The organism is Streptomyces sp. NPDC054813, assembly GCF_053611365.1.
The window spans coordinates 15,040-39,595 of record NZ_JBSHAF010000019.1 but is presented as its reverse complement, the minus strand read 5'-3'; the positions used below and the strand labels follow the sequence as shown (position 1 = coordinate 39,595).

General features: G+C 71.1%; 18 protein-coding genes. 9 read left to right on the top strand and 9 right to left on the bottom strand.

All coding sequences use genetic code 11. From position 1 onward, the window contains the following. The first annotated feature begins 181 nt into the window (after positions 1-181). On the top strand, positions 182-1,735 hold the full coding sequence (locus tag ACWGJB_RS32705; RefSeq protein ID WP_453383664.1) for a hypothetical protein: 1,554 nt from the start codon (positions 182-184) through the stop codon (positions 1,733-1,735). Here the strand turns inward: ACWGJB_RS32705 and ACWGJB_RS32700 are convergent. Next, complete coding sequence (locus ACWGJB_RS32700) at positions 1,722-2,138, bottom strand: organic hydroperoxide resistance protein (protein WP_351701464.1); 417 nt, start codon at positions 2,136-2,138, stop codon at positions 1,722-1,724. The two genes, ACWGJB_RS32705 and ACWGJB_RS32700, sit on opposite strands and share 14 nt — an antisense overlap. 126 nt (positions 2,139-2,264) lie before the next feature. Here ACWGJB_RS32700 and ACWGJB_RS32695 point away from each other — a divergent pair, with 126 nt between their 5' ends. Further along, positions 2,265-2,747 (top strand): MarR family winged helix-turn-helix transcriptional regulator, encoded by a 483-nt coding sequence (locus ACWGJB_RS32695; protein WP_453383663.1) that lies wholly within the window; start codon positions 2,265-2,267, stop codon positions 2,745-2,747. An 8-nt stretch (positions 2,748-2,755) separates the two neighbouring features. Here ACWGJB_RS32695 and ACWGJB_RS32690 read toward each other — a convergent pair whose 3' ends face one another. Next, on the bottom strand, positions 2,756-4,339 hold the full coding sequence (locus tag ACWGJB_RS32690; RefSeq protein ID WP_453383662.1) for a glycosyltransferase family 39 protein: 1,584 nt from the start codon (positions 4,337-4,339) through the stop codon (positions 2,756-2,758). A gap of 397 nt (positions 4,340-4,736) precedes the next feature. On the opposite strand from ACWGJB_RS32690, the gene ACWGJB_RS32685 reads away from it, so the two are divergent. Together ACWGJB_RS32685 and galE are read left to right on the top strand one after the other, a co-directional pair. Next, on the top strand, positions 4,737-5,954 hold the full coding sequence (locus ACWGJB_RS32685) for a glycosyltransferase 87 family protein (protein WP_453383661.1): 1,218 nt from the start codon (positions 4,737-4,739) through the stop codon (positions 5,952-5,954). Between the two features lie 39 nt (positions 5,955-5,993). Continuing rightward, on the top strand, positions 5,994-6,974 hold the full coding sequence (gene galE, locus ACWGJB_RS32680; protein WP_453383660.1) for a UDP-glucose 4-epimerase GalE: 981 nt from the start codon (positions 5,994-5,996) through the stop codon (positions 6,972-6,974). A gap of 68 nt (positions 6,975-7,042) precedes the next feature. On the opposite strand, the gene ACWGJB_RS32675 is transcribed toward galE, so the two are convergent. From ACWGJB_RS32675 to ACWGJB_RS32665, 3 genes are all read right to left on the bottom strand, one after another. Beyond that, complete coding sequence (locus ACWGJB_RS32675) at positions 7,043-7,966, bottom strand: RNA polymerase sigma-70 factor (protein WP_453383659.1); 924 nt, start codon at positions 7,964-7,966, stop codon at positions 7,043-7,045. A 62-nt stretch (positions 7,967-8,028) separates the two neighbouring features. Next, positions 8,029-8,406, bottom strand: a complete 378-nt coding sequence (locus tag ACWGJB_RS32670; protein ID WP_453383658.1) for a DoxX family protein — start codon at positions 8,404-8,406, stop codon at positions 8,029-8,031. Between the two features lie 81 nt (positions 8,407-8,487). Then, the gene (locus ACWGJB_RS32665; RefSeq protein WP_453383657.1) at positions 8,488-9,114 is read right to left on the bottom strand and encodes a TetR/AcrR family transcriptional regulator; all 627 of its coding nucleotides are present in this window, start codon (positions 9,112-9,114) and stop codon (positions 8,488-8,490) included. Between the two features lie 360 nt (positions 9,115-9,474). Here ACWGJB_RS32665 and ACWGJB_RS32660 point away from each other — a divergent pair, with 360 nt between their 5' ends. Next, entirely contained in the window at positions 9,475-10,392 is a 918-nt protein-coding gene (locus ACWGJB_RS32660) for an ABC transporter permease (protein WP_453383656.1), read from the top strand. Positions 10,393-10,396: 4 nt separating this feature from the next. Further along, entirely contained in the window at positions 10,397-11,290 is an 894-nt protein-coding gene (locus tag ACWGJB_RS32655; protein ID WP_453383795.1) for an ABC transporter ATP-binding protein, read from the top strand. A gap of 172 nt (positions 11,291-11,462) precedes the next feature. Here ACWGJB_RS32655 and ACWGJB_RS32650 read toward each other — a convergent pair whose 3' ends face one another. From ACWGJB_RS32650 to ACWGJB_RS32640, 3 genes are all read right to left on the bottom strand, one after another. Continuing rightward, positions 11,463-16,400 carry an NAD-glutamate dehydrogenase gene (locus ACWGJB_RS32650; protein WP_453383655.1) on the bottom strand — a complete coding sequence of 1,646 codons (4,938 nt, stop codon included), beginning with the start codon at positions 16,398-16,400 and terminating at the stop codon, positions 11,463-11,465. A 718-nt stretch (positions 16,401-17,118) separates the two neighbouring features. After that, on the bottom strand, positions 17,119-17,784 hold the full coding sequence (locus ACWGJB_RS32645) for an HAD family hydrolase (protein ID WP_453383654.1): 666 nt from the start codon (positions 17,782-17,784) through the stop codon (positions 17,119-17,121). 91 nt (positions 17,785-17,875) lie between these two features. Then, the gene (locus tag ACWGJB_RS32640; RefSeq protein WP_453383653.1) at positions 17,876-18,391 is read right to left on the bottom strand and encodes a DUF6912 family protein; all 516 of its coding nucleotides are present in this window, start codon (positions 18,389-18,391) and stop codon (positions 17,876-17,878) included. 341 nt (positions 18,392-18,732) lie between these two features. Between ACWGJB_RS32640 and ACWGJB_RS32635 the strand changes: the two genes are divergently transcribed. Next, positions 18,733-19,179, top strand: a complete 447-nt coding sequence (locus tag ACWGJB_RS32635; RefSeq protein ID WP_453383652.1) for an Rv3235 family protein — start codon at positions 18,733-18,735, stop codon at positions 19,177-19,179. 319 nt (positions 19,180-19,498) lie between these two features. Here ACWGJB_RS32635 and secA read toward each other — a convergent pair whose 3' ends face one another. Next, the gene (gene secA, locus ACWGJB_RS32630) at positions 19,499-22,345 is read right to left on the bottom strand and encodes a preprotein translocase subunit SecA (RefSeq protein ID WP_453383651.1); all 2,847 of its coding nucleotides are present in this window, start codon (positions 22,343-22,345) and stop codon (positions 19,499-19,501) included. A 358-nt stretch (positions 22,346-22,703) separates the two neighbouring features. Between secA and ACWGJB_RS32625 the strand changes: the two genes are divergently transcribed. Further along, the gene (locus tag ACWGJB_RS32625; protein WP_453383650.1) at positions 22,704-23,279 is read left to right on the top strand and encodes a GNAT family N-acetyltransferase; all 576 of its coding nucleotides are present in this window, start codon (positions 22,704-22,706) and stop codon (positions 23,277-23,279) included. Between the two features lie 49 nt (positions 23,280-23,328). Beyond that, the gene (locus ACWGJB_RS32620; protein WP_453383649.1) at positions 23,329-24,546 is read left to right on the top strand and encodes a winged helix-turn-helix domain-containing protein; all 1,218 of its coding nucleotides are present in this window, start codon (positions 23,329-23,331) and stop codon (positions 24,544-24,546) included. The last annotated feature ends 10 nt before the right edge of the window (positions 24,547-24,556 follow it).

Sequence of the window (24,556 nt, the reverse complement as noted above, 5' to 3'; positions counted from 1 at the left end):
CTCCCGAGGGCTCACTCGATGACGTACGCGGTGCGGGCCTGCCGCAGGCTCACTCGATGACGTACGCGATGTGGGCCTGCCGGAAGCTCACTCGATGAGGTGACGGGCGGCAGAGCGGCCGGGATGCCGGCGGGGCGGGCGGGAACACTCGGCAAATGGTCCGCCCTGTCCGTTCTCTCCGGTGAGCACCGGCGCCCTGGTGCGGCGCGCCGCGCGCGGCTCCACCGCCCTGCGCGGCGGCCGTGTCCGGAGACTCACCCCGTACCAGGTCTTCGGCCTGCTGTTCTGGCTGGTGATGACCCTGGCGTACTGGCGGGTACCGCCGTGCTGCGAGGCCGGACAGCACGCGGCGGCGGTGGAGCGGCTGCTGCGGGCGGGCCCGGCGGGCACCGCCGCCTCCCCGTACGTGCTCGCGCAGGACGCGCTGGCGCGGCTGACCGGGCTCAGCGGGTGGCAGTTGCTGCGGGTGTGCGGCCCGCTGAACCTACTGGTGCTGCTGACCGGGCTCGGCCGGCTGGTCCGCGTCCTCACCCCGCGCCCCTGGGCGCCGGTGCTGGCGCTGGCCTTCGTGTCCGTGCTGTGGGGCACCCGGCCGGGGTGGGGCGGCGGCTCGCTGGCCCTGCTGCCCCTGACCGGCAGCCTCGGCTACCCCTCCACGTTCGCCCTCGGCCTCACCCTCTGGGCCTGGGCCCTGACCGGCGCCCGGGCCCGCGATCTGCGCCGGGTGCGCTATGTCGGCCCGAGCGGCCTGCGCAGCCTCTCCGGATACGCGGCGCTCGGGGTGCTGTACGGGGTGGTGGCGCTGGTCGACCCGCTGCTCGGCGTGGCGACGGCGGCCGGGGCGGTGGCGTTCGTGGCGGGGTGGCAGCGGGGGTGGCAGGGCGCGGTGTGGGGGCGGTGGGGGCTGATGGGCGCGGTGGCGGCCGGGGTGATCGCCTGCGGCACCCACGCACGCGTGCTGCCGCAGGCGCACGGGCTGGACGGGGCGTACGGGGCCTACGGCGGGGTGGTCGGGCAGTGCTGGCTGGCGCTGCTCGGCGTGCCTGCGCTGTGGCTGCGAACGCGGGACGCGGCATCGGCCCCGGAAGGGGCCGCAGGATCGGCCCCGGAAGGGGCCGCGGGATCGGCTGCAAGGCAGGACGCGGGACGGTCCGTAGGTTGGCGTGATCCGCTCGTACTGCTGTTCGCCGTGGGGGCCCTGTTGGCCGGGTACGGCGTCCGCCACGGTTTCGGCGAGCTGCTCGGCCCCGCCCTCCTGGCGCCGCAGTGCGCGCTCGCGGTGGAGCTGGCGGCCGAGCGGCCCTGGCCGGTCCGGCGGCGGGCGCTCGGCTGGGCCGTGGCCGGCGGGGTCTGCCTGGGCTTCCTGACGGCGCAGGCCGGAGCGGTCGTGCCGCGGTCACTGGACCCGGTCGGCTTCGTCCAGCCGCCGCGCTGGCCGTCGTACGACTGGGCGGCCCGGCACATCGGCCCCGGGGAACCGGTGGTCACGCACGCCTACTACGCCGTACGCCTGCTCCCCGGATACGGCATCGAGCTGGCCGACGCCCCCGACCACCGCCCCCGGGTGCGCTGGCTGCTGCTGACGCGGCGCGAGCGGCTGCCCGGGGATGCGGTGGTCGTGGACTGGAGCTGGCGGACCGGGGAGGTGCTCGCACGGCTCACCCGGACGAAGGACGTACCGGTGGCCGCTCGGCCGACTGCTCGGGTGACTACGCGGGTGACTACTCGACGATGAGCTCGACCGGGATGTTGCCCCGGGTGGCCTTGGAGTAGGGGCAGTACTCGTGGGCCTGGTGGACGAGCTTCTCGCCGGTCTCGTTGGAGAGCTCCTCGGGGAGCTCGACGCGCAGCGTGACCTTGAGCGCGAAGCCGCCGTCGGACTCGTCCTTGCCGATGCCGACCTCGGCGGTGACGGAGATCTCGCCGGTGTCCACCTTGGCCTGACGGCCGATGGCGCCGAGCGCGCTGGCGAAACAGGCGGCGTAACCGGCGGCGAAGAGCTGCTCGGGGTTGGTGCCCTGTCCGTTGCCGCCGAGAGCCGGCGGGAACGCCAGCGCGAGGTCCAGCTGCCCGTCCGAGCTGACCGCCCGTCCCTCCCGGCCGGTGGCGGTGGCGGCTGCGGTGTAGAGCGCGTCCATGGAAGACCATCCCTCTCGAAGTTTCTGTGTTCCGGCGGCTCCGTTCCTGCCGCCCTCACGACGACAAGTAGAGCACACAATTCAATTGCACACAACTAAATGACTCACAAGAGGTACGATGGAGCCATGACCGCGACGACCCCGACCCCCGCCCCCGAGACAGAGTGGCTCCGCCTGGACCGCCAGATCTGCTTCTCCCTGCACGCCGCGTCCCGCGCCTTCAACAGCGTCTACCGCGTGATCCTCAAGGACCTCGGGCTCACCTACCCGCAGTACCTGGTGATGCTGGTGCTGTGGGAACAGGGCGACCTGCCGGTCAAGAAGCTCGGCGAACACCTGCGCCTGGACTCCGGCACGCTGTCGCCCCTGCTCAAGCGCCTGGAGGCGGCGGGTCTGGTCCACCGGGAGCGCAGCGCCCGCGACGAACGCTCGGTGGAGGTACGGCTGACGGAGCAGGGCGCGGAGCTGCGGGAGCGGGCGTTCGAGGTACCGCGCAGGATCATGTCCGCGACCGGCTTCGACGTGGACGAGATAAGGGATCTGAAGGCACGCCTGGACCAGCTGACGGGGGCGTTGGACACGGCGGCTTCGGAGGACGGGGCGCGCTGAGCCTCCCGTCAGCCCAGCCCGCCCCGAATCGGCCGCACATACAGCCGCAGCGCCATCCGGTCGATCACCATCTCCTCCCGCAGCACGAACTGCTGGTTCAGCACGGCGAGTTTGGCGCGCTCCGTGGCGAGCCGCGGCCGGTAGCCGCTCACCAGCGCGTACTTCTCCATCACCGCCCACACCTCGTCCACTCCGGCCAGCCGCCGCCGCAGCGTCCCCGCCCCCACCTCGCGCCCGTACAACGTCGCGGACGCCGAAGCCGGTTCGGCCAGTGCGACGTCCCGCGCGCCCTTGAAGTCGTCGGGGTAGGCCAGCTCCGTCCCCCGCGCGTGGGCCGGCAGGTACAGCACGGGATCGCCGGGCCGCAACACCCGCGCCGCCGCCGCCGCGACCGCGCCGAGGTCGTCGGGCCGGGTGGTCGGCACACGGTCGTGCCGCAGCAGCGGCACCTGGTGGCTGAAGGCGAGCACGAGCGCCAGGACCCCCGCCAGGGTGAGCGCGGGCGACCTCGGCGTGGTCGCCGTGGCGTGCGACCAGAGCCGACCGAGCGCCCCGGCGACCCGGTCCGCGCCGAGCGCCACCAGCAGGGGCGCCCCGGCGAGCGCGTACAGCACATACCGGTCGACGTACAGCGGCGTGAGCTGCGACGCCAGCATCAACGCCACCGGTGGCAGCACCGCGAGCGGCAACGCCACCGCAGCGAGGGTCACCTCACCGCGCCGGCCCACCAGCCGGGTCAGCCCCAGCAGACCGAGCGCGAGGCACGTCCAGTACACCCCGTCGGTCGGTCCGAGGTACTGGCGCAGCAGCACCTGCGCGGTCTCCAGGTCCGGCTCCCACAACCACGCCAGCTGGGCCGACTGCGCGTGCGAGACAACGGCCATCGGAGTAAGGGACACCGCCACACCCGCGGCCGCGCAGCCCCACCCCCGCCACACCCTTCCCGACGATCGGGCCAGCGCCAGAGTTCCCGCGTGCGCGAGCAGCAGCAGGACCGCGAACTCGTGCAGCCAGCAGGTGACTCCGAGGACCGCGCCGTACCACCACCAGGCCTGCCACCGCCCTCCGGCCACCGCTTCGGCCTCCGCTTCGGTCTCTCCTCCGGCCACCGCTTCGGCCTCTCCTCCGGCCACCGCTTCGCTCTCTCCCCCGGCCTCCCTTTCGGTCGCCGCCCGTACGAACAGGAGGGTCGCGCCGGTCGCGCCCGCGGCGACCAGGGCGTAGGAGCGGCCCTCCTGCGCGTAGTGCCCGACCAGCGGGGTGACCGCGTACATCAGTCCGGCCCACAGACCGACGCGCGGCCGGGCCAGGCGGGTGCCGAGGGCGGCCACCAGGCCCGCGGTGACGGCCGCCGCGCACACCGAGGGCAGCCGGAGGTCGACCTCGCCCGGCCGGCCGGGTGCGACGGCGAGGACGACGTGCATCAGCAGGTAGTACAGGCCGTGCACCGCGTCCACACCGTGCAGCAGCCGCCAGATCTGCGGCACCGTGCGCCGGGCGACCTGGTAGGTGACGGCCTCGTCACGCCACATCCCGCCGCGGTGCAGCCCCCAGAGGCCGACCGCGAGCATCACCGCGGCCGGGACGGCCACGACGACGGCACGGCGCGCGCGGCCCGGCGGACCGTCGGGCGGTCCCCCCAACGGCTTCGGCCGACTCGACGGAGTCGGCCGGCCGGTTGCTGTCCTTCGCGTTGTCCGCGGATGCGCTTTTACGAGAGGCCCGATACTCACCACGTCCCGATCTTTTGCGATTAGCCAACCTTTGCCGGGTATTGACGGCGTATCGGCATGGATACACCATCCGCGCGGCTTACGCTCGCGGTTGATGAATCGCCGCTCTTTCTTCCCGCTCCCACCCGCCCCGTTCGCCCCGCCTGTTCGACTCCCGCGCCTGCGGCGCCCCGCGCGTACCGCACGCCCCCCGCGCTCGCCGCGCCTCGCGCGCCCCCTCTGCCTCGCCGGTGTCTGGCTCGGCACACGCGCGCTGATGCTGTGGCTCCTCGCCCACAACAACGAGCGACTCCTGGGACACGGAGCGGTCGCGCGCGAAGTGTGGCGGCTCTACTTCCACTGGTACGGCGTCCTGTCGCACGGCGCGTTCCCGGCGCACGACACGTTGTGGCAGTACCCGCCGGGCGCCGGCGCGGTGTTGCTCGCGCCGGGGCTGGTGCCCGGGCTGAGCTACTTCCAGGCGTTCGTGGCGCTCACCCTGGCGACCGACGCGCTGATCACGGCGGCGCTCATGCGCGCGGGCACGCGCCCCGGGCGCACGCTGCTGGGGGCCGCCCTGTGGACCGGCGCCCTCCCCCTCCTGCTGCACCTCCCGCTCGCCCGCTACGACGTGGCGGTCACCGCCTTCGCCGTGCTCTCCCTGCTGGTGCTGGAGCGCACCACGCGCGCGTGCGGGGCGCTCGCGGCGCTGGGCGCGCTGGTGAAGGTGTGGCCCGCGCTGGTGCTGCTGGGCGTCGAGCGCGGGCGCACGACGCGCACGGCGTGGACCTGGGCGGCCATGACCGGGGCCGCGACCCTCACCGCGTTCCTGCTCTTCTTCCGCAACCCGCTCACCTTCCTCCGTCAGCAGGGCGGCCGAGGTGTGCAGGTCGAGTCCCTCGGCGGCACCGCGCTCAGCCTCGCCCGGCACGCCGGCTGGCGGGGCACGACCCGCTACCAGTACGGCGCGATGGAGCTGGTCGGCCCGCATGTGCACGCGGTCGCGACCGCCTCCCTCGCGCTCACCGCCGTCGCCTTCGCGCTCCTGCTGCTGTGGCGGGTGCGGGCCCGGCGCTGGACCGAGGCCACCCCGTACGACGCGGCGCTGAGCGCGGTGCTCCTCTTCACCGTCACCAGCCGGGTGATCAGTCCCCAGTACCTGATCTGGCTGCTCGGCCTGACCGCCGTCTGCCTGACCAGCCGGCACACCACCCAGCGCCCGGTCGCCGCGCTGGTCGTGACGGCGACCGCGCTCAGTGCCGTCGCCTATCCCACGTTCTACGCCGAGGTCGTGCACGGCACTTGGTCCGGCTGTCTGCTGATGCTCGCCCGCAACGGCCTGCTGGCCACCGCAGCCGTCCTCTCCCTCACCCGCCTGTGGCGCGCCACGCGCCGCCCGCAGGCCGTCGCGCCCCCCTCCGTGAGCGCGGGACGTCACCTCGGCCGTCCGCTGACGTCAGCGGCACCTGCTTCACTGAAGAGTGACCGCGGCTGACGAACACCACGGGCCAAATGACGGAGGGGACGGGCATACATGACCTGGCTCATCACCGGCGGCGCCGGTTACATCGGGGCGCATGTCGTACGCGCGATGACCGAGGCGGGCGAGCGGACGGTGGTGTACGACGACCTGTCCACCGGCGTCGCCGAGCGCGTGCCGGAGGATGTCCCGCTGGTGGTGGGCTCCACGCTGGACGGCGAGAAGATGGCGCGCGCCCTGGCCGAGCACGAGGTGACCGGGGTCGTCCACCTGGCGGCGAAGAAGCAGGTGGGCGAGTCGGTGGAGCGCCCCCTGCACTACTACCGGGAGAACATCGAAGGTCTGCGTGTCCTGCTCCAGGCGGTGACGGAGGCGGGGGTCCCGTCCTTCGTGTTCTCCTCCTCGGCGGCGGTCTACGGCATGCCGGACGTCGAGCTGGTGACGGAGGAGACGCCGTGCGTGCCGATGTCGCCGTACGGCGAGACGAAGCTCGCGGGTGAGTGGCTGGTCCGCGCGACGGGCCGGGCCACAGGTCTCTCCACAGCCTCGCTCCGCTACTTCAACGTGGCCGGCGCGGCCCGCCCCGAACTCGCCGACGTGGGCGTCTTCAACCTCGTCCCGATGGTCTTCGAGAAGCTCACGGAGGACGCGCCGCCGCGCGTCTTCGGCGACGACTACCCGACGCCCGACGGCACCTGCGTCCGCGACTACATCCACGTGGTGGACCTGGCCGAGGCCCATGTGGCGGCGGCCCGCGCCCTCCAGGCCGAGCCGGGCCGCGAACTGACCCTCAACATCGGGCGCGGGGAGGGCGTCTCGGTCCGCGAGATGATCGACCGCATCAACGCGGTCACCGGCTACGACCGCCCCCCGGCCGTCACCCCGCGCCGCCCCGGCGACCCGGCCCGCGTGGTCGCCTCCGCCGACCGCATCGCCACAGAACTGGGCTGGAAGGCCAAACACGACGTCCAGGACATGATCACCTCAGCCTGGCAAGGCTGGCTCCGCCACCACCCAGAAGCAGCCCGAACCTGACCCACGGCCCCACCGCCCCGCCGCTTCACCAGCCCCCGCACCCGGCGGCCGGGGGCGGTGCGGGATGGTCAGTCCCCGGGGTGGCGGGCTCGTTTGAGTTGCTCCGAGATGGCCCAGGCGTCGGCCACCGGGCCCATGTGGGCGAGTTTGTCGGGGTTGAGGACCAGGCGGATCGTCTGGATCCGGCCGTCGAGGATGTCCAGGGAGAAGGTCTGGAGGATCCTGCCGTCGCGGTCGTGGAAGATCGCGCCCGGCTGGCCGTTCACCTCGTGCTGCTCGCAGCTCACCTCGACCCGGTCCAGCACCGGGAAGACGGCCGCGAGCAGGCGGGCCACGTTCTGGGCGCCGGCGATCGTCCGGGCCAGCTGCGGGGCCTTGCCGCCGCCGTCGCCGACCAGGGACACGTCGGCGGCGAGCAGGTCCTGGAGGCCGGCCAGGTCGCCTTCGTGGAGGGCCTCGAAGAAGCGTGCCGCCAGTTCGTCGCGATCCCTGCGGTCCGCCTCGAAACGGGGGCGGCCCTCGGCCATGTGGCGCCGGGCCCGTACGGCGAGCTGACGGCACGCGGCCTCGGAGCGGCCCACCGCCGACGCGACCTCGGGGAAGCCGAAGTCGAACACCTCGCGCAGCACGAAGACGGCCCGCTCCAGCGGACTGAGCCGCTCCAGGAGCAGCAGGGCCGCCATCGACACCGAGTCGGCCAGCTCCGCCGACCGCGCCGGATCCTCGTAGGGGTCGGCGAGCAGCGGTTCGGGGAACCACGGGCCGACGTACTCCTCGCGCCGGACGCGGGCCGAGCGCAGTACGTCGATCGAGATCCGGGTGACCGCGGCCGACAGGAACGCCTTCGGCGACCTGACCTCCGTCGGCGAGCCCTCGAACCGCAGCCAGCCCTCCTGGACCGCGTCCTCCGCCTCGCTGACGCTGCCCAGGATCCGGTACGCGATCGAGAACAGCAGCGGTCGCAGCTCCTGGAACTCCTCGGTCCTGTTCATGCCCACTCCCCCATTTCCCCCTTCTCCCCCGACTTCCCCTGCGACACCCATGAACCGGCCGCTCAGAACGACGCGGGGCCGAACCGGCCCACCGCGACGACCAGCGCGAGCACGAGGTAGACCAGGTTCAGCGCCACGAACGCGGTCTCGCCGCGCCGGCCGTGGGTGATCATCGCACCGGCCATCAGCAGGACCCAGGCGGCGGCCGTCACGGGCACCAGAACCGGTGCGACACCCACGACCGCGGGCAGCACCAGACCCGCCGCGGCCAGGAGCTCCAGCACTCCGAGCGTCTTGACGAAGCCGGTGCCCGCCTCACCGGTCCAGCCTCCGCCGTGGGCCGTGGCCAGCTTCTCCCGGGGTACGAACGTCTTGCTGATCCCACCGGTCAGGGCCACCGCGGCGAGCAGTCCGGCGGCGATCCACAGGGCGAGGTTCATCGTCCACTCCTTGGTCGAGGATGCCTGCGCCCTCTACGACGAGACGGCGGCCCCGCCTGTGACATCCCCCGGCGGAGTGGTTCACAGCGCCTTGAGCGCCTCCGCGGTGCCACGGGCCAGCGCCGCCAGATACCCCTTCGGCAGCTTCGGGGTACGGATCACCACCGAACGCCAGTACAGCGGGCCGGAGATCAGGTCCATGGCCAGGTCGTCGTCGAGGCTCGCGGCGAGTTCACCGCGTCGCTGGGCCGCCTCGATGATCTTGCTGGCGACGCCGTCCTGGCCCTCGCGCAGCGTCTTCTGCATGGCCTCGGCGATCTCCGGGTTGCGGGCCGCCTCGGCCTGGAGGTCCGGGATGATCTGCGAGGCGACCGGGTGGCGCAGCGCACGGGAGGTGACCTCGTACAGGAGCCGCAGGTCGCCCTCCAGGGAGCCGGTGTCGGGCACCGGCAGGCCCAGCACCGCCAGGGCCGAGACGACGTCGAGGACGAGGTGCAGCTTGGAGCGCCAGCGGCGGTAGACGGCGGTCTTGCCGACGCCCGCGCGGCGCGCGATGCCCTCGATGGACATACGGGCGTACCCGACCGCCGCGAGTTCCTCGAAGACGGCGGCCCGGATGGCCTCGGTCACGTCCTCGCGGAGGACGGCCGCCCCTGCGGGGGCTCGTCGGCGCGGACGCGTCTGGGACTCCTCGGCGTTCGTCGTCATGTCCCCCAGCATAGGGGCGTAACGACGAAACGGTTGCGTCCCGACGAGGCCCACCACCCGATCGTCGCAACGCAGCCGCGCTGAACGAGTCCCAGCTCACCGCCGTACCGAACACGAGCGCGGCTCGTCCCCCGGCAACGAATCGGTCGCGTCCCGACCTCGGAAGTGTTACGGCGCACACCAGTCCGTGACGACGAAACGGTTGCGTTCCGACGCCAACTCCGCCTACGCTCCCCGTTGCGACGATACGGTCCCGTCCCGACGTAAGAAAACGTGAAGAGAAGCGTAAAGAAACGCCGGATGACGGGCCGGTGCCCAGCCGGACGCCGCACCCCCACCCCCCGAGTGAAAGCAGCGGATGTGACCCAGGTTCTCCACACACCGCCCCCGACCCCGGTCACGGCCGAGGACGACCTCGCGGCACTCGCCGCCCGGCACGGACTCTCGGTCAGCGGCGCCCGTCCCACTCTGCCGCAGTACGTGCGCCAGCTGTGGGCGCGACGGCACTTCATCACCGCGTTCGCCACCGCCAAGCTCACCGCCCAGTACGCCCAGGCGAAGCTCGGCCAGGTCTGGCAGGTCATGACCCCGCTGCTGAACGCCGCGGTGTACTACTTCATCTTCGGCATCCTGCTGGGCACCAAGAGGGGCGTCCCGGACTACATCCCGTTCCTGGTCACGGGCGTGTTCATCTGGACGTTCACGTCGAGCTCGATCATGACCGGCACCCGCGCGATCGCCGGCAACCTCGGCCTCGTCCGCGCCCTGCACTTCCCCCGCGCCGCGCTGCCCATCTCCTTCTGCCTCCAGCAGCTCCAGCAGCTGCTGTTCTCGATGGCCGCCCTGGTCGTCATCCTGCTCTGCTTCGGCGTTCCGGTGGCCGCCTCCTGGCTGCTGGCGATCCCGGTGCTGATCCTCCAGTTCACCTTCAACACCGGCATGTCGCTGATCATGGCCCGCTGGGGCGCCAAGACTCCGGACATCTCCCAGCTGATGCCGTTCGTGCTGCGCACCTGGATGTACATCTCGGGCGTCATGTGGAACATCGACAAGCTGACCAAGAACCACCACGGTCTGCCGAGCTGGGTGAACCCGGTACTCAAGGACAATCCGGCCGCGGTCTACATCGACCTGATGCGCTACGCGTTGATCGACAGCTTCCACTCCAGCCAGCTGCCGCCGCACGTGTGGATCGTCGCGACCGGCTGGGCCCTGGTCATGGGCGTCGGCGGCTTCATCTACTTCTGGAAGGCTGAGGAGACGTACGGCCGTGGCTGAGAATGTGAGCGACACCCCCATCGTGCGCGACACCCGCAGCGTGAGCGACACCCCCATCCCCACCGTCGTCGCCGACCGCGTCGACATCGTCTACCGGGTCAACGGCACCGGCGCCGGCCGCGGCTCCGCCACCGCCGCCCTCAACCGCATGCTGCGCCGCAAGCACGCCGAGCAGGCGGCGGGCGTCCGCAAGGTGCACGCCGTCAAGAACGTGTCCTTCGTCGCCTACAAGGGCGAGGCCATCGGCCTGATCGGCACCAACGGCTCCGGCAAGTCCACCCTCCTCAAGGCGGTCGCCGGCCTGCTGCCCGTGGAGAACGGCGCCATCTACACCGACGGCCAGCCCTCCCTCCTCGGCGTCAACGCGGCCCTGATGGGCGACCTGACCGGCGAGAAGAACGTCTACCTCGGCGGCCTCGCCATGGGCATGTCCCGCGAGGAGATCAAGGAGCGCTACCAGGACATCGTCGACTTCTCCGGCATCAACGAGAAGGGCGACTTCATCACCCTCCCGATGCGCACCTACTCCTCCGGCATGGGAGCCCGGCTGCGGTTCTCCATCGCCGCCGCCAAGGACCACGACGTCCTGCTCATCGACGAGGCCCTGGCCACCGGTGACGCGTCCTTCCGCATGCGGTCCGAGGAGCGCATCCGCGAGCTGCGCCAGCACGCGGGCACGGTGTTCCTGGTCAGCCACAACAACAAGTCCATCCGCGACACCTGCGAGCGGGTGCTGTGGCTGGAGCGCGGTGTGCTGCGCATGGACGGGCCGACCGAGGAGGTCCTCGCGGAGTACGAGGCCTTCACCGGCGACAAGGCGAAGCCCAGGGCCAAGCCGAAGCCGAAGGCCGCGCCGCCGAAGCAGGCCGACGCTCCGAAGGTCACTCAGCCCTCCTGAAGCAGATGTGTACGACCCGAGCCGCGCCGTCCCCACACGGCGCGGCTCGGGTCTGTCCGGAACACCCGTGTCGGCGCGAACCGTCACCGCCGAGAAAGAAGCCGAGAAAGAAAGGCGCCCCGAGCCGTCACCGGCCCGGGGCGCCTTTCATGTCGCACGACTGCGACTGCGCCTACGAGTGCGTGCGCAGCAGCGTCCGCATCGTCCGCATGGCCACCGACAGGTTGGCCAGGTCGAAGGAGTCCGAGCTGCGGATCTCCTCCAGCGTGGCCCGGGCCCGGCCCAGGATGGCGGCGTTCTTCTGCTCCCAGGCCTCGTAGCGCTGCTCGGGCGTCGACGTGCCGTTGCCCGCGGCGAGCACGTCGGCGGTGAGCATCGCGTGGGCCGAGTACAGGTCCTCGCGGATGGAGGCACGGGCCATCGACTGCCAGCGGTCGGCGCGCGGGAGCTCGATGATCCGGTCCATCAGCTGGGAGACCCCGAGACGGTCGGCGAGGTCGTAGTAGACCTCGGCGACGTCCAGCGGCTCCTTGCCCGTGCGGTCGGCCACCGAGACGATGTCCAACGCCGGGAAGGCCGAGGAGAAGCCGGCCACCCGGGTCGCCACTTCGTCCGGGACACCGGCCGCGGACAGCTCGTCGTACACGTGCTGGTACCACTCCAGGTCCGCGCCGCGCAGCAGCTTGGGCAGCTGCTGCCAGACCTGTTCGACCCGCTCGGAGAAGAAGTCGACGTTCTCGATCAGCTCCAGCGGCTGCGGCCGGTTGTTGAGCAGCCAGCGGGTGCCGCGCTCCACCAGACGGCGGGAGTGCAGCCGGATCCGGGTCTGGACGGCCGCGTCGACCTTGTTGTCCAGCTCCTCGACCGCGTCCCAGACCGGGGCGGAGCGGAAGATCGCACGCGCCGCGGTCTGCGCCCGGACGATCTCCTCCAGGGAGGCCCCGGTCTCCTCGCGCAGCCGGTGCAGATAGGTCGTACCACCGGTGTTGACCGTGTCGTTGACCAGGACCGTGGTCGTGATCTCACGGCGCAGCGGATGGGTGGCGAGCGCGGCGGCGAACCGCTCGCGCAGGGCCGTCGGGAAGTAGGCGTGCAGCAGGCCGCTCAGATACGGGTCGTCCGGCAGCGAGGTCGCCAGCAGCTCGTCGGCGACAGTGATCTTCGTGTACGCCATCAGGACGGCCGTCTCCGGGCTGGTCAGTCCCTGGCCGGAGCCGAGCCGCTCGCGGATCTGGCGGTCGGTGGGCAGGAACTCCAGCGCCCGGTCGAGGTGGCCCTCCCTGACCAGGTGGCGGATGAACCGCTGCTGGGCGTGGAGCATGTCCTTGGACTGCGCCAGCGCGTTGGCGATCGCCACGTTCTGCGCGTAGTTGTTGCGCAGCACCAGGGCGCCGACCTCGTCGGTCATCTCGGCGAGCAGTTTGTTGCGCTGCTTGACCGTCATGTCGCCGTCCGCGACCACGCCGTTGAGCAGGATCTTGATGTTCACCTCGTGGTCGGAGGTGTCCACGCCGGCGCTGTTGTCGATGGCATCGGTGTTGATCTTGCCGCCCTGGCGGGCGAACTCGATCCGGCCGAGCTGGGTCAGGCCCAGGTTGCCGCCCTCACCGACGACCTTGACGCGCAGGTCGGCGCCGTCGACGCGGATGGCGTCGTTGGCCTTGTCGCCGACGTCCGCGTTCGATTCGGTCGACGCCTTGACGTAGGTGCCGATACCGCCGTTCCACAGCAGGTCGACCGGCGCTTCCAGGATCGCCTTCATCAGCTCGGCCGGGGTCAGCTTGGCGACCTTCGCCTCGATGCCGAGCGCCTCGCGGATATGGCTGTTGACCTGGATCGCCTTGGCGCTGCGCGGGAAGATCCCGCCGCCCGCCGAGAGCAGTTCGGTGTTGTAGTCGCCCCAGCTGGAGCGGGGCAGGTCGAACAGACGGCGGCGCTCGGCGTAGCCGGTGGCCGCGTCCGGGGTGGGGTCGATGAAGATGTGCCGGTGGTCGAAGGCGGCGACCAAGCGGATGTGCTCGCTGAGCAGCATGCCGTTGCCGAACACGTCACCGGACATGTCACCGATGCCGACGACGGTGAAGTCCTCGGTCTGCGTGTCGACGCCCAGCTCCCGGAAGTGCCGCTTCACGGACTCCCAGGCGCCGCGCGCGGTGATGCCCATGCCCTTGTGGTCGTAGCCCGCGGAGCCGCCGGAGGCGAAGGCGTCGCCGAGCCAGAAGTTGTAGCTCCCGGCGACCTCGTTGGCGATGTCGGAGAACGTCGCCGTACCCTTGTCGGCCGCGACCACCAGGTAGGTGTCGTCCTCGTCGTGCCGGACCACGTCCTGCGGGGGCACGACCTCGCCGGCCACCATGTTGTCGGTGATGTCGAGCAGCGCCGAGATGAACGTCTTGTAGCTGGCGATGCCCTCGGCCAGCCACGCGTCCCGGTCCTTCGCCGGGTCCGGCAGCTGCTTGGCGACGAACCCGCCCTTGGCGCCGACCGGCACGATGACGGTGTTCTTGACCATCTGCGCCTTGACCAGGCCGAGGATCTCGGTCCGGAAGTCCTCACGCCGGTCGGACCAGCGCAGACCGCCGCGCGCGACCTTGCCGAAGCGCAGGTGCACACCCTCGACGCGCGGCGAGTACACCCAGATCTCGAACGCCGGGCGCGGCGCCGGGAGGTCCGGGATGGCCTGCGGGTCGAACTTCATCGAGACGTACGAGTGCGGGGTCCCCTCCACCGTCTCCTGGAAGAAGTTGGTGCGCAGCGTCGCCTTGATGACGGTCAGGAAGGAGCGCAGGATGCGGTCCTCGTCGAGACTCGCCACCTGGTCGAGGGCGGCGTCCAGCTCCTCGTGGAGGGCGTCGGTGATCTCCAGGCCGGCCTTCTGCCGGTCCGGCGACATCCGCGCCTCGAAGAGCGAGACAAGCAGCCGGGTGGTGTGGACGTTGTGACGGAGAGTGGTCTCCATGTAGTCCTGGCTGAACGTGGAACCGGCCTGCCGCAGGTACTTGGCGTACGCCCGCAGCACCATCGCCTGCCGCCAGCTCAGCCCGGCGCTCAGCACCAGCGCGTTGAAGCCGTCGTTCTCGGCCAGGCCGGTCCAGGTCGCCGCGAAGGCGTCCTGGAACCGCTCACGGCCGTCGTCGCCCAGGTAGTCGCCGTTGCCGCCGCCCGCCGTCCTCGGCATCCGCATCCCGAAGTCGTAGATCCACGCGGTCGTCCGGTCCGAGCAGCGCAGCTCGTACGGCCGCTCGTCGATCACCTCGACGCCCAGCCGGTTCAGGACCGGCAGCACCGCCGACAGGGAGATCGCGGCGCCCTTACGGTAGATCTTGAAGCGGCGCTCGTCGGGGGCGGCGCCCACCGGCTCGTAGAGGCTGAGCGCGAAGTCGTTGCCCGCTTCCTCGGTGAGCCGCTCCAGGTGGACCAGGTCGGCGACCGCCGCACGCGGGGTGTGGTCGGCCTTGTAGCCCTCGGGGAAGGAGTTGATGTAGCGGCGCTGCAGCTCGGCCGCGCGCTCCTCGCCGCACTCGGCGTTGAGCGCCTCGCCGAAGCTGTCGGCCCAGGAGCGGGCCGCCTCGACCAGGCGGGCCTCGATACGGTCCTTGTCGGCGTCGGACAGCTCGGGCAGCTCGGTGCCCTGCGGGACCCGGACGACGAAGTGCAGCCGGGAGAGGATCGACTCGGTGTTCCAGGCCGTGAAGTCGACGCTGATGCCGCCGAGCTCCTCCTTCAGGATGTCGATGATCCGCAGCCGGACACCGGTCGTGTAGCGGTCGCGGGGGAGGTAGACGAGGGCCGAGTAGTAGCGGCCGTACTCGTCCTGGCGCAGGTAGAGCCGGAGCCGTCGGCGTTCCTGGAGGTAGAGGACGCTCGTGACGATCGACTCCAGCTCCGGGACCGGGGTCTGGAACAGCTCGTCGCGCGGGAAGGTCTCCATGATCTGGAGCAGGTCGCGGCCGTCGTGGCTGTTGGGCGAGAAGCCGGCCCGCTCGAGCACCGCGTCTACTTTGCGGCGGATCACGGGCACCCGGCGCACCGACTCGGTGTACGCGGCGGACGAGAACAGGCCCAGGAAGCGGCGCTCACCGACGACGTTGCCGTCCGCGTCGAACTTCTTGACCCCGATGTAGTCCAGGTAGGACGGCCGGTGCACGGTCGCCCGGCTGTTCGCCTTGGTCAGGACGAGGAGCTTGTGCTCGCGGGCCTTGGCGCGCGCGTCGGCCGGGAGCCGCTCGAAGGAGGGGCTGACCGGGTGGCCCTCCTCACCGGCGTGGGGCGGGTCGGAGCGCAGGATGCCGAGGCCGGTGCCGGGCACGGCGCCCAGCGAGTCGTCCTCGCGCAGCTGGTACTCGCGGAAGCCGAGGAAGGTGAAGTGGTCGGCGGCCAGCCAGCGCAGCAGCTCGCGGGCCTCCTCGACCTCGGGGCGGGGCAGGTCGCCGGGGACCGGCTCGGCGCCGAGGTCCTCGGCGATACGGACCGCCGCCTCCCGCATCTTCTCCCAGTCCTCGACGGCCTCGCGGACGTCGGACAGCACCCGCAGCAGATCGACGGTGATCTGCTTGAGGTCGGCGCGGTCGGTCTCGCGGTCGATCTCGACGTGGATCCAGGACTCGATGTGCGCGTCGTGCGGCAGTTCCCCGCCGGCGGCCGGGATGGGCAGCATCTCGATGAGCTTGCCGGTGAGGTCGCGGCGGACCACGAACTGCGGGTGGATCACGACATGGATGCCCCGTCCCTGCCGGGTCAGCTCGTTGGTGACCGAGTCGACGAGGAAGGGCATGTCGTCGGTGACGACCTCCACCACGGTGTGGCTGCAGGTCCACCCGTTCTCCTCGACGGTCGGGGTGTGGACCCGGACGTTCGCGGTGCCCTGCGGACGGGTCTCGGCGAGACGGAAGTGCGAGACGGCTGCGCCGAAGACGTCGACCGGGTCGCGGTCGGCGAGGTCCTCTGGCGCGGTGTGCAGGTAGTAGCGCTGAAGGAACGTGAACACGGACTCCTGGTCCGCCGTCCCCGTCGTCCCAGTCGGTAGGTGCCCCCCTGCCGGGCTGTTCTCAGCTACCCGGGCGGCCCGATCGAGCAGCTCGGCCTTGGCTTCGTCCAGCTTGGTCTGCATTGTCCTCTGGCTCCTGTCGCGCGCCATTGCGTGACGTAGAAGGAAGTACGGGCTCTTCCCCCTGCGGCTCGACGCCACGGCCGGGGTCTCCGGTCTGCTCCGACGCTATGCCGCAGGGTGAGACGAGCGGGGGGTATTCGGCCATTCTCGACATGCCCCGAGGGTGTGACGTCGCTCTCGGCGACGCCGCTACCAGGGCCGTTTCGGGTGCCCTCCGCCCGCGAAGACCAGCGACCGCCGCCCGGTCACGGAGGTGTTCCGTGCTCACCGGGCGCAGGGCAGGGGCGCCGACGCCCCCGCGAACTATCGCGCTGATCACGCCACCAAGGCTATCGCTCCTCACCCGGGGGCCGTCATGAGCCGTATGTGTACAAAAGAGGGGGTGGAACTTTGACGTTCTGCACAGCGACGCGGCGCTCGCTTGGCCGCGGGCGGGGTGGGCGGGGCCGGAATTTCGGCTGCGGGTGAGTGGGGGCCGGTCGCGCAGTTCCCCGCGCCCCTAAAAGGGCCGCTCCCCCGCCGCCTCCTGCATAGCCTGCGGACAGTCGTGCCGCTGGGGCGATGGGGGCCCCCGCTCGAGCGAAGCCGAGAGTGGGGGAGGGTGGGCGCTGGGGGTACCCCCTCTGGGGGAGGCACCCTGCAAGCGCCGGTGAACGACCCCACCCTCACCCGAGCCCCCACCGCACCCTCACCCGCACCCGCACCCGCAGCCAACCGGTCACGCCACGAGCCGCTGTGCCTCCTCGACCGCCTCCGCCAGTGAGTCCACGACCGGCACGCCGACCTCCTCCAGGCTCGCCCTGCCGTGCGACCCCCCGGTGTACAGCACCGCCTTCGCGCCCACGGCCCGCGCGGCCACCGCGTCGTCCGCCGCGTCCCCGATCACCACGGTCCGCCCGGGCTGCACCTCCCCCAGCGACCGCAGATGCCGCACCATGTGCTCGGCCTTGCTGCCCCCGGACGGCCCGACCCGCCCCTCGACCCGTATGAAGTGCGGCTCGATCCCGAATCCCCGCACCAACGGCACGAGCTCGTCATGCACGTACATGCTCAGCAGCGACTGGCTGCCCCCAGCCGAACGCCACCCGGCCAGCAGCTCGACCGCCCCGTCGGTCAGCCCGCACAAGCCGCGGTGCTCGGCGTAGTACCGGTGGAAGATCTCGTCCATGGCCTCCCACTCGGCCTCGGTCGGCAGCCGCCCCATCAGCCGCTCGTAGAACTTCGGCACCGGCACGCAGTACAGCGACCGGTACTGGTCCAGCGTGATCGGCGCCAGGCCCAGCTCGGCCGATGCCGCGTTCGTCGCCCCGATGATCGCGTCGTTGTCGTGGAACAGGGTCCCGTTCCAGTCCCAGACGATGTGCGCGCTTCCGTGCTTCCCCATGCCAAAAACGCTACCCGCCAGCACTGACAATCAAGACCGGCGACGCATCGCCGCAGGTCACAGGCGTTCGAATGGGCCCTGTTGGCCCCGCTCAGCCGCCGAGCCCCACCAGGTTCGGGATCTCCTGCGTGGCGTACCAGAGCAGCTCGTGGTCCTCCGCCCCGTCCACGACGAACTGCGCGTCGTCGTCCCCGCCGTCCGCCGCCGGAAGAGCCCCGGCCGCCGCGGTCACGTCCTCCTCCGCGTCGTCGGAGTCGACGTGCACGGAGGCCGCCTTGGCCAGCGCGACCGTCCCGGTGACCCGCACCTCGCCCAGCGCCGCCGGGTCGAGCCCGCGGTCCGGGTCGGCCGCCGCCGTGCCGTCGGGGACGTCCACGGCGACCACGACCCGGCGCCGCGGCGCGCCCTGGTCGGCGGCCAGCAGCCGCAGGGAGGCGAGCGCGGCCCGGTTGAGCGCGGCGTACTCCAGTTCCTCTATGTCGTCGGTGAGGTACCACTCGCGCAGCGCGGGCGTGACGGCGTAGGCGGCGAACGGACCGGTCCCCAGCTCGCCCGTCTTGTGCGCCTCGGCGAGCCCGGAGAGGGTCAGGGGGACGTAGACGCGCATGGGTGGCCGCTCTCTTCCGGACTCTTCGACTCTCTGCGTCTCCGGAAGGTCCTGGCGCCTCCCGGAGGGCCTTCAGGATACGTGCGGGCGTCCCCTTTCGGGTCCCGGGCGGTGACGTCGGGGACGTCAACCCGGTGCCCGGCGATTCACCCGGCACCGCCGCCCGCCCAGTGGGTTTCCCGCACCCCCGATCACTCGGATAGGTGAACCCTTCCAGGCCCTCGACACGGGCCGTCACCGCCTTGCTGTCGCCGGCCCGGCCCCCGTACAAGATCCTCAACCGCAAGTTACCGCCTGGTACCCGCCAGGCCCGCCGAACGGGGATCCCCATGAACAAGGTCATGACCAGGACCGCCCAGCTCCGCCCGGGCACCCGCCCGCCCGGCCGCCGTGACTCCCGTCGCCCCGGCGCGTCCTCCCGCAGGCCTCTGACGCCTCCGGCGGCTCCGCCGAACCCACGCCCCACCGACCTCTTCGCGGAGCGCCTGCTGGCCGTCCTGAGCGGCCGCCGTCCCGTCCACTGGATGCTGCGGCACACGGCGGGCCCCGCCTACGACGACCTCGCCCGCCTCGCCGAACGCGGCCCCCTGCGCACCCGCGGCACCGACCCGGTCGTCCGCGACATCGGCTACTACGTGCCCCGCGCCGGCGCCCTGGAGGTCTTCGCCCGCGTCGCTGCCGGCGACCAGCTGCGCGCCATGGCCTTCCGCCTGGAACAGGGCCAGGACCTGCGCTGGCGCTGCACAGCGGTGGAACTGGGCGGCCCCCGCACACCGCACGGCGGCTAGTCCTGGCTCAGCGCGCCGGGGGAAGCGTTCTGCCGGCAGGACGCTTCCCCGGCGCTGTGAGGACCCCGTCCCCCGCGCCACAGGCCGAAGAACTGCCGGACCAACGTCACGAGCCGAAGTCCGCCCCCGGGCACATACCGAAAGCCGCCGCCCTCAGGCCTCGAGCCTCAAGCCGAAGGCCCACCGCTCCCTGGCCACGAGCCGAAGTCCGCCGAACTCCCGGCCACAAACCCAAGGCCCACCAGCCCCGGCCACAGACCGAAGGGCCGGCCCCCCTTGCGGGGTGGCCGGCCCTGGTGGAGCGCTGTCGGTGCTGCCGTTACTTCCTGCGACCGCGGCGGCTCTTCGCCTGCTTGCGGCGCTCGGCGCGGGTGAGACCGTCCGCCTCGGAACGCGCCGGCTCCTCGTCGTCGTAGTCGAAGTCGCCCTCGACGATGCCGCCCTCGCCGTCCACGGTGGCCGCGGAGAAGTGCATGCCCCGCCGCTGCGGCGCCTCCAGGCCCTTCGCACGGATCTCGGGACGGGAGCCCGCCTGGGCCGGCACCGCGTCCTGGACACCCTCCGGGACCGCCGCGGCGTCCTCGACCGGGACCTCCTCGACCTGCTGCTCGACCTGGACCTCCAGGTTGAACAGGTAGCCGACGGACTCCTCCTTGATGCCGTCCATCATCGCGGTGAACATGTCGAAGCCCTCGCGCTGGTACTCGACCAGGGGGTCCTTCTGGGCCATCGCGCGCAGGCCGATGCCCTCCTGGAGGTAGTCCATCTCGTAGAGGTGCTCGCGCCACTTGCGGTCCAGGACCGAGAGCACGACCCGGCGCTCCAGCTCACGCATGATCTCGGAGCCGAGCTGCGCCTCGCGCGACGCGTACTGCTCGTGGATGTCGTCCTTGATGGACTCGGAGATGTACTCGGCGGTCAGACCGGCCCGGTCGCCGGCCGCCTCCTCCAGCTCGTCGATGGTCACCTTGACCGGGTAGAGCTGCTTGAAGGCGCCCCACAGACGGTCGAGGTCCCAGTCCTCCGGGAAGCCCTCGGCGGTCTCCGCACCGACGTACGCGTCGATCGTGTCGTCCATGAAGTGCTGGATCTGCTCCTGCAGGTCCTCGCCCTCCAGGACGCGGCGGCGCTCGCCGTAGATGACCTCACGCTGGCGGTTGAGCACCTCGTCGTACTTCAGAACGTTCTTACGGGTCTCGAAGTTCTGCTGCTCGACCTGCGACTGCGCGGACGCGATCGCGCGGGTGACCATCTTGTTCTCGATCGGCACGTCGTCCGGCACGTTGGCCATGGACATCACGCGCTCCACCATCTGGGCCTTGAACAGGCGCATCAGGTCGTCGCCGAGGGAGAGGTAGAAGCGGGACTCACCGGGGTCGCCCTGACGGCCGGAACGACCGCGCAGCTGGTTGTCGATCCGGCGCGACTCGTGCCGCTCGGTACCGAGGACATAGAGGCCGCCGAGCTCCTTGACCTCTTCGAACTCGGCCTTCACCGCGCGCTCGGCCTTCTCCAGAGCCGAGGGCAGCGCCTGCGCCCACTCCTCGATGTGCTCCTCGGGGTCGAGGCCGCGCTGGCGCAGCTCCGCCTCGGCGAGGTCGTCCGGGTTGCCGCCGAGCTTGATGTCGGTACCACGGCCGGCCATGTTGGTGGCCACCGTCACGGCACCCTTGCGGCCCGCCTGCGCGACGATCGACGCCTCCCGCTCGTGGTGCTTGGCGTTGAGCACCTCGTGCTGGACGCCGCGCTTGGAGAGCTGCTGCGAGAGGTACTCCGACTTCTCGACGGAGGTCGTGCCGACGAGGATCGGCTGGCCCTTCTCGTGCTTCTCCGCGATGTCGTCGACGACCGCCTCGAACTTGGCGACCTCGGTGCGGTAGATCAGGTCCGACTGGTCCTTGCGGACCATGGGCCTGTTCGTCGGGATCGGGACCACGCCGAGCTTGTAGATCTGGTGGAACTCGGCGGCCTCGGTCATGGCCGTACCGGTCATGCCGGACAGGCCGGCCTGTTCCTTGCCGTTGTGGTCGTGGCGCTTGTAGAGGCGGAAGAAGTTCTGCAGGGTGATCGTGGCGAGGGTCTGGTTCTCGTCCTTGATGTCCACCCCTTCCTTCGCCTCGATCGCCTGGTGCATGCCCTCGTTGTAGCGGCGGCCGGCGAGGATACGACCGGTGTGCTCGTCGACGATCATGACCTCGCCGTCCATGACGACGTAGTCCTTGTCCTTCTTGAAGAGCTCCTTCGCCTTGATGGCGTTGTTCAGGTAGCCCACCAGAGGCGTGTTCACCGACTCGTAGAGGTTGTCGATGCCCAGCCAGTCCTCGACCTTGGAGACGCCGGACTCGTGGATCGCGACCGTGCGCTTCTTCTCGTCGACCTCGTAGTCGCCGGTCTCCTCGATGCCCTTGAGCGGGTTGCCGGCCTCGCCCTTCTTCAGGCGCAGGACCAGCTTGGCGAAGTCGCCGTACCACTTGGTGGCCTGGTCGGCCGGGCCGGAGATGATCAGCGGCGTACGGGCCTCGTCGACCAGGATGGAGTCGACCTCGTCGACGATGGCGTAGTTGTGGCCGCGCTGGACGAGCTCGTCCTGGGACCATGCCATGTTGTCGCGCAGGTAGTCGAAGCCGAACTCGTTGTTCGTGCCGTACGTGATGTCCGCCGCGTACTGCTCGCGGCGCTGGGCCGGCGACATGTTGGCCAGGATGCAGCCGACGTTCAGGCCCAGGAACTTGTGGACGCGGCCCATCATCTCGGAGTCGCGTTCGGCCAGGTAGTCGTTGACCGTGATGAGGTGGACGCCCTTGCCCGACAGCGCGTTGAGGTACGCGGGGAGGGTGCCGACGAGGGTCTTGCCCTCACCGGTCTTCATCTCGGCCACGTAGCCGAGGTGGAGGGCGGCGCCACCCATGATCTGCACGTCGTAGTGGCGCTGGCCGAGGGCGCGCTTGGCGGCCTCGCGGACGGTGGCGAACGCCTCGGGGAGCAAATCGTCGAGGCTCTCTCCGTCGGCGTAGCGCTGCTTGTACTCATCGGTGAGGGCCCGCAGCTCGGCGTCGGAGAGGTCGACGAAGTCCTCTTCGATGGAGTTGACCTGGTCCGCGATGCGGTGCAGCTTGCGCAGGATCTTGCCTTCGCCTGCACGCATGATCTTCGAGAGGACGGACACGGGGGTTTGTCTCCTTGCCGGTCGGGCCTGGGACGGTCGGTTTCCATTGGACGTACTGAGCAACGGCCATCGTATGCGAGGACCCGGCCGCGCCGGGAGGCCTGGCGGCCCGACGGCCGTCCGCTGCTTTCCCGAGGGCTCCCCGAGCCCCCTTCGTGTGACTCCTCCGGGTGGGTATTCGGTTGTGCTCGGTGGTGTCGCCAGGTTGTTTTCCGCTTCATCGCCGCTTCACAGGGGACAACGGCCGGTGCATGCGGATAGTGCCGCATCCGCCGAGGAATTGCGCGATCCGTGATCACCCGGTCACGGAACGCGAAATGGATGGCGTGCCAGGCGCCGGGCCGAGCAGAATCGGCCGATGGAACCCGTCACGCTCGCCACCCCCCGCCTGCTGCTGCGCACGGTCGGCCCGCAGGACACCGAAGCGGTGTACACGGCCGTCCAGGACCCGGACATCCAGCGCTGGACGACGATTCCCTCGCCCTATCTCCCGGAACACGCCCGGAGCTTCACGGAGCAGCTGGTCCCCGACGGCTGGTCCGAGGGTTCGATGTTCACCTTCGGCGTCTTCCTGCCGACGGGGGACTTGGCCGGGATGCTCGGCCTGACCATGCGCTCCCTGGGGACGGCCGAGGTGGGTTTCTGGGCCGCCAAGGAGTACCGCAGCCGCGGCTACATCACCGAGGCCACCCTCACGGCCGCCCGCTGGGGGTTCACGCAGCTGGCGATCGACCGGGTCGAGTGGCGTGCCGAGGTCGGCAACCACGGCTCCCGCGCGGTCGCGGAACGCGCCGGTTTCACCATCGAGGGCACCCTTCGCTCCGCCCTCAACAACAAGGGTGTGCGACGCGACTGCTGGGTGGGCTCCCTGCTGCCGTCGGACCTGGGCCTGCCCTCGGCCGCGCCCTACCTGCCGGGCCCTTCGCAGGGATGAAACCCCATGTCGTACGGGACTGTCAGTGCCACCCTCTATCGTCCGAGCCATGACGACCCTTCCGCGCCCCACCGCCGCCCTCTCGGCGGACGAAGCCCGCCGAATCGCCCTGAGGGCACAGGGCTTCCTCGGCGCCCCCGACCGCCGCTCGGGCGTGCGGGGCGTGCTCCGCCACCTCGGCGCGGTCCAGCTCGACACCATCTCGGTCCTCGCCCGCTCCCACGAGCTCATCCCGTACGCCCGCCTCGGCGCCGTCGGCCGCAAGGCGGTCGAGGCCGCCTACTGGACGACGGGATCTTTCGGCGCGTCTCCGGCACGACCCCACGCGTTCGAGTACTGGTCGCACGCGGCCTGCATCCTGCCGATCGAGGAGTGGCCGCACTTCGCCTTCCGCCGCCGCGCCTACCGCGACCGCCCGCACTGGAGCCACGAGCTCCCCGACGGCGCGTACGACCAGGTCATCAAGCAGCTGCGAACCGAAGGCCCGCTGACCGCCACGGAGTTGGGCGGCGCGAAGAAGACCAGCGAGTGGTGGGACTGGTCCGGCACCAAGGTCGCCGTGGAGCGCGCGCTGATGTACGGCGAGGTGGTGTGCGTCCAGCGACGCGGCTGGAAGCGGGTGTACGACCTCGCCGAGCGCGCGGTCCCGGACACGTTGCTGCACGACGATCTGGACGACACCGAGTGCCTGCGCCGCCTGGTCCGGCTGGCCGGTCAGTCGCTGGGCGTCGGCACGCGCGCGGACATCGCCGACTACCACCGGCTCAAGGGCGAGCAGGTCGACGCGGTGATCGCCGAATCGGGCCTGGTCCCTGTGGAGGTGGAGGGCTGGTCCAAGGTCGCCTGGGCGGACCCGGCGGCCCTGGCCACAGCTCCGCGCGGCCGGCACCGTACGACGCTGCTCTCCCCCTTCGACTCCCTGATCTGGGACCGGGCACGCACCGAGCGGATCTTCGGCTTCACCCACCGCCTGGAGGCGTACGTCCCGAAGCCCAAGCGGGTGTACGGCTACTACGCGATGCCGGTGCTGGCCGGCGGCCGCCTGGTGGGCCGGGTCGACCCGGCGCGTGAGGCCGGCGGCATCCTGGTGGCACGCCAGGTCACACTGGACGGCCCGAAGGCGGTTCCGGCGGTGGCCGAGGCGCTCGTCGAAGCGGCGAGCTGGGTGAACTGCACCACGGTGCGCGTGGAGCGGGTGGACACCCCGGAACTGCGCGAGCCGCTCGTCCGGGACGTCACCCGCGCGCTGACGACCGCGCTGCGCTGACCGACGTCGG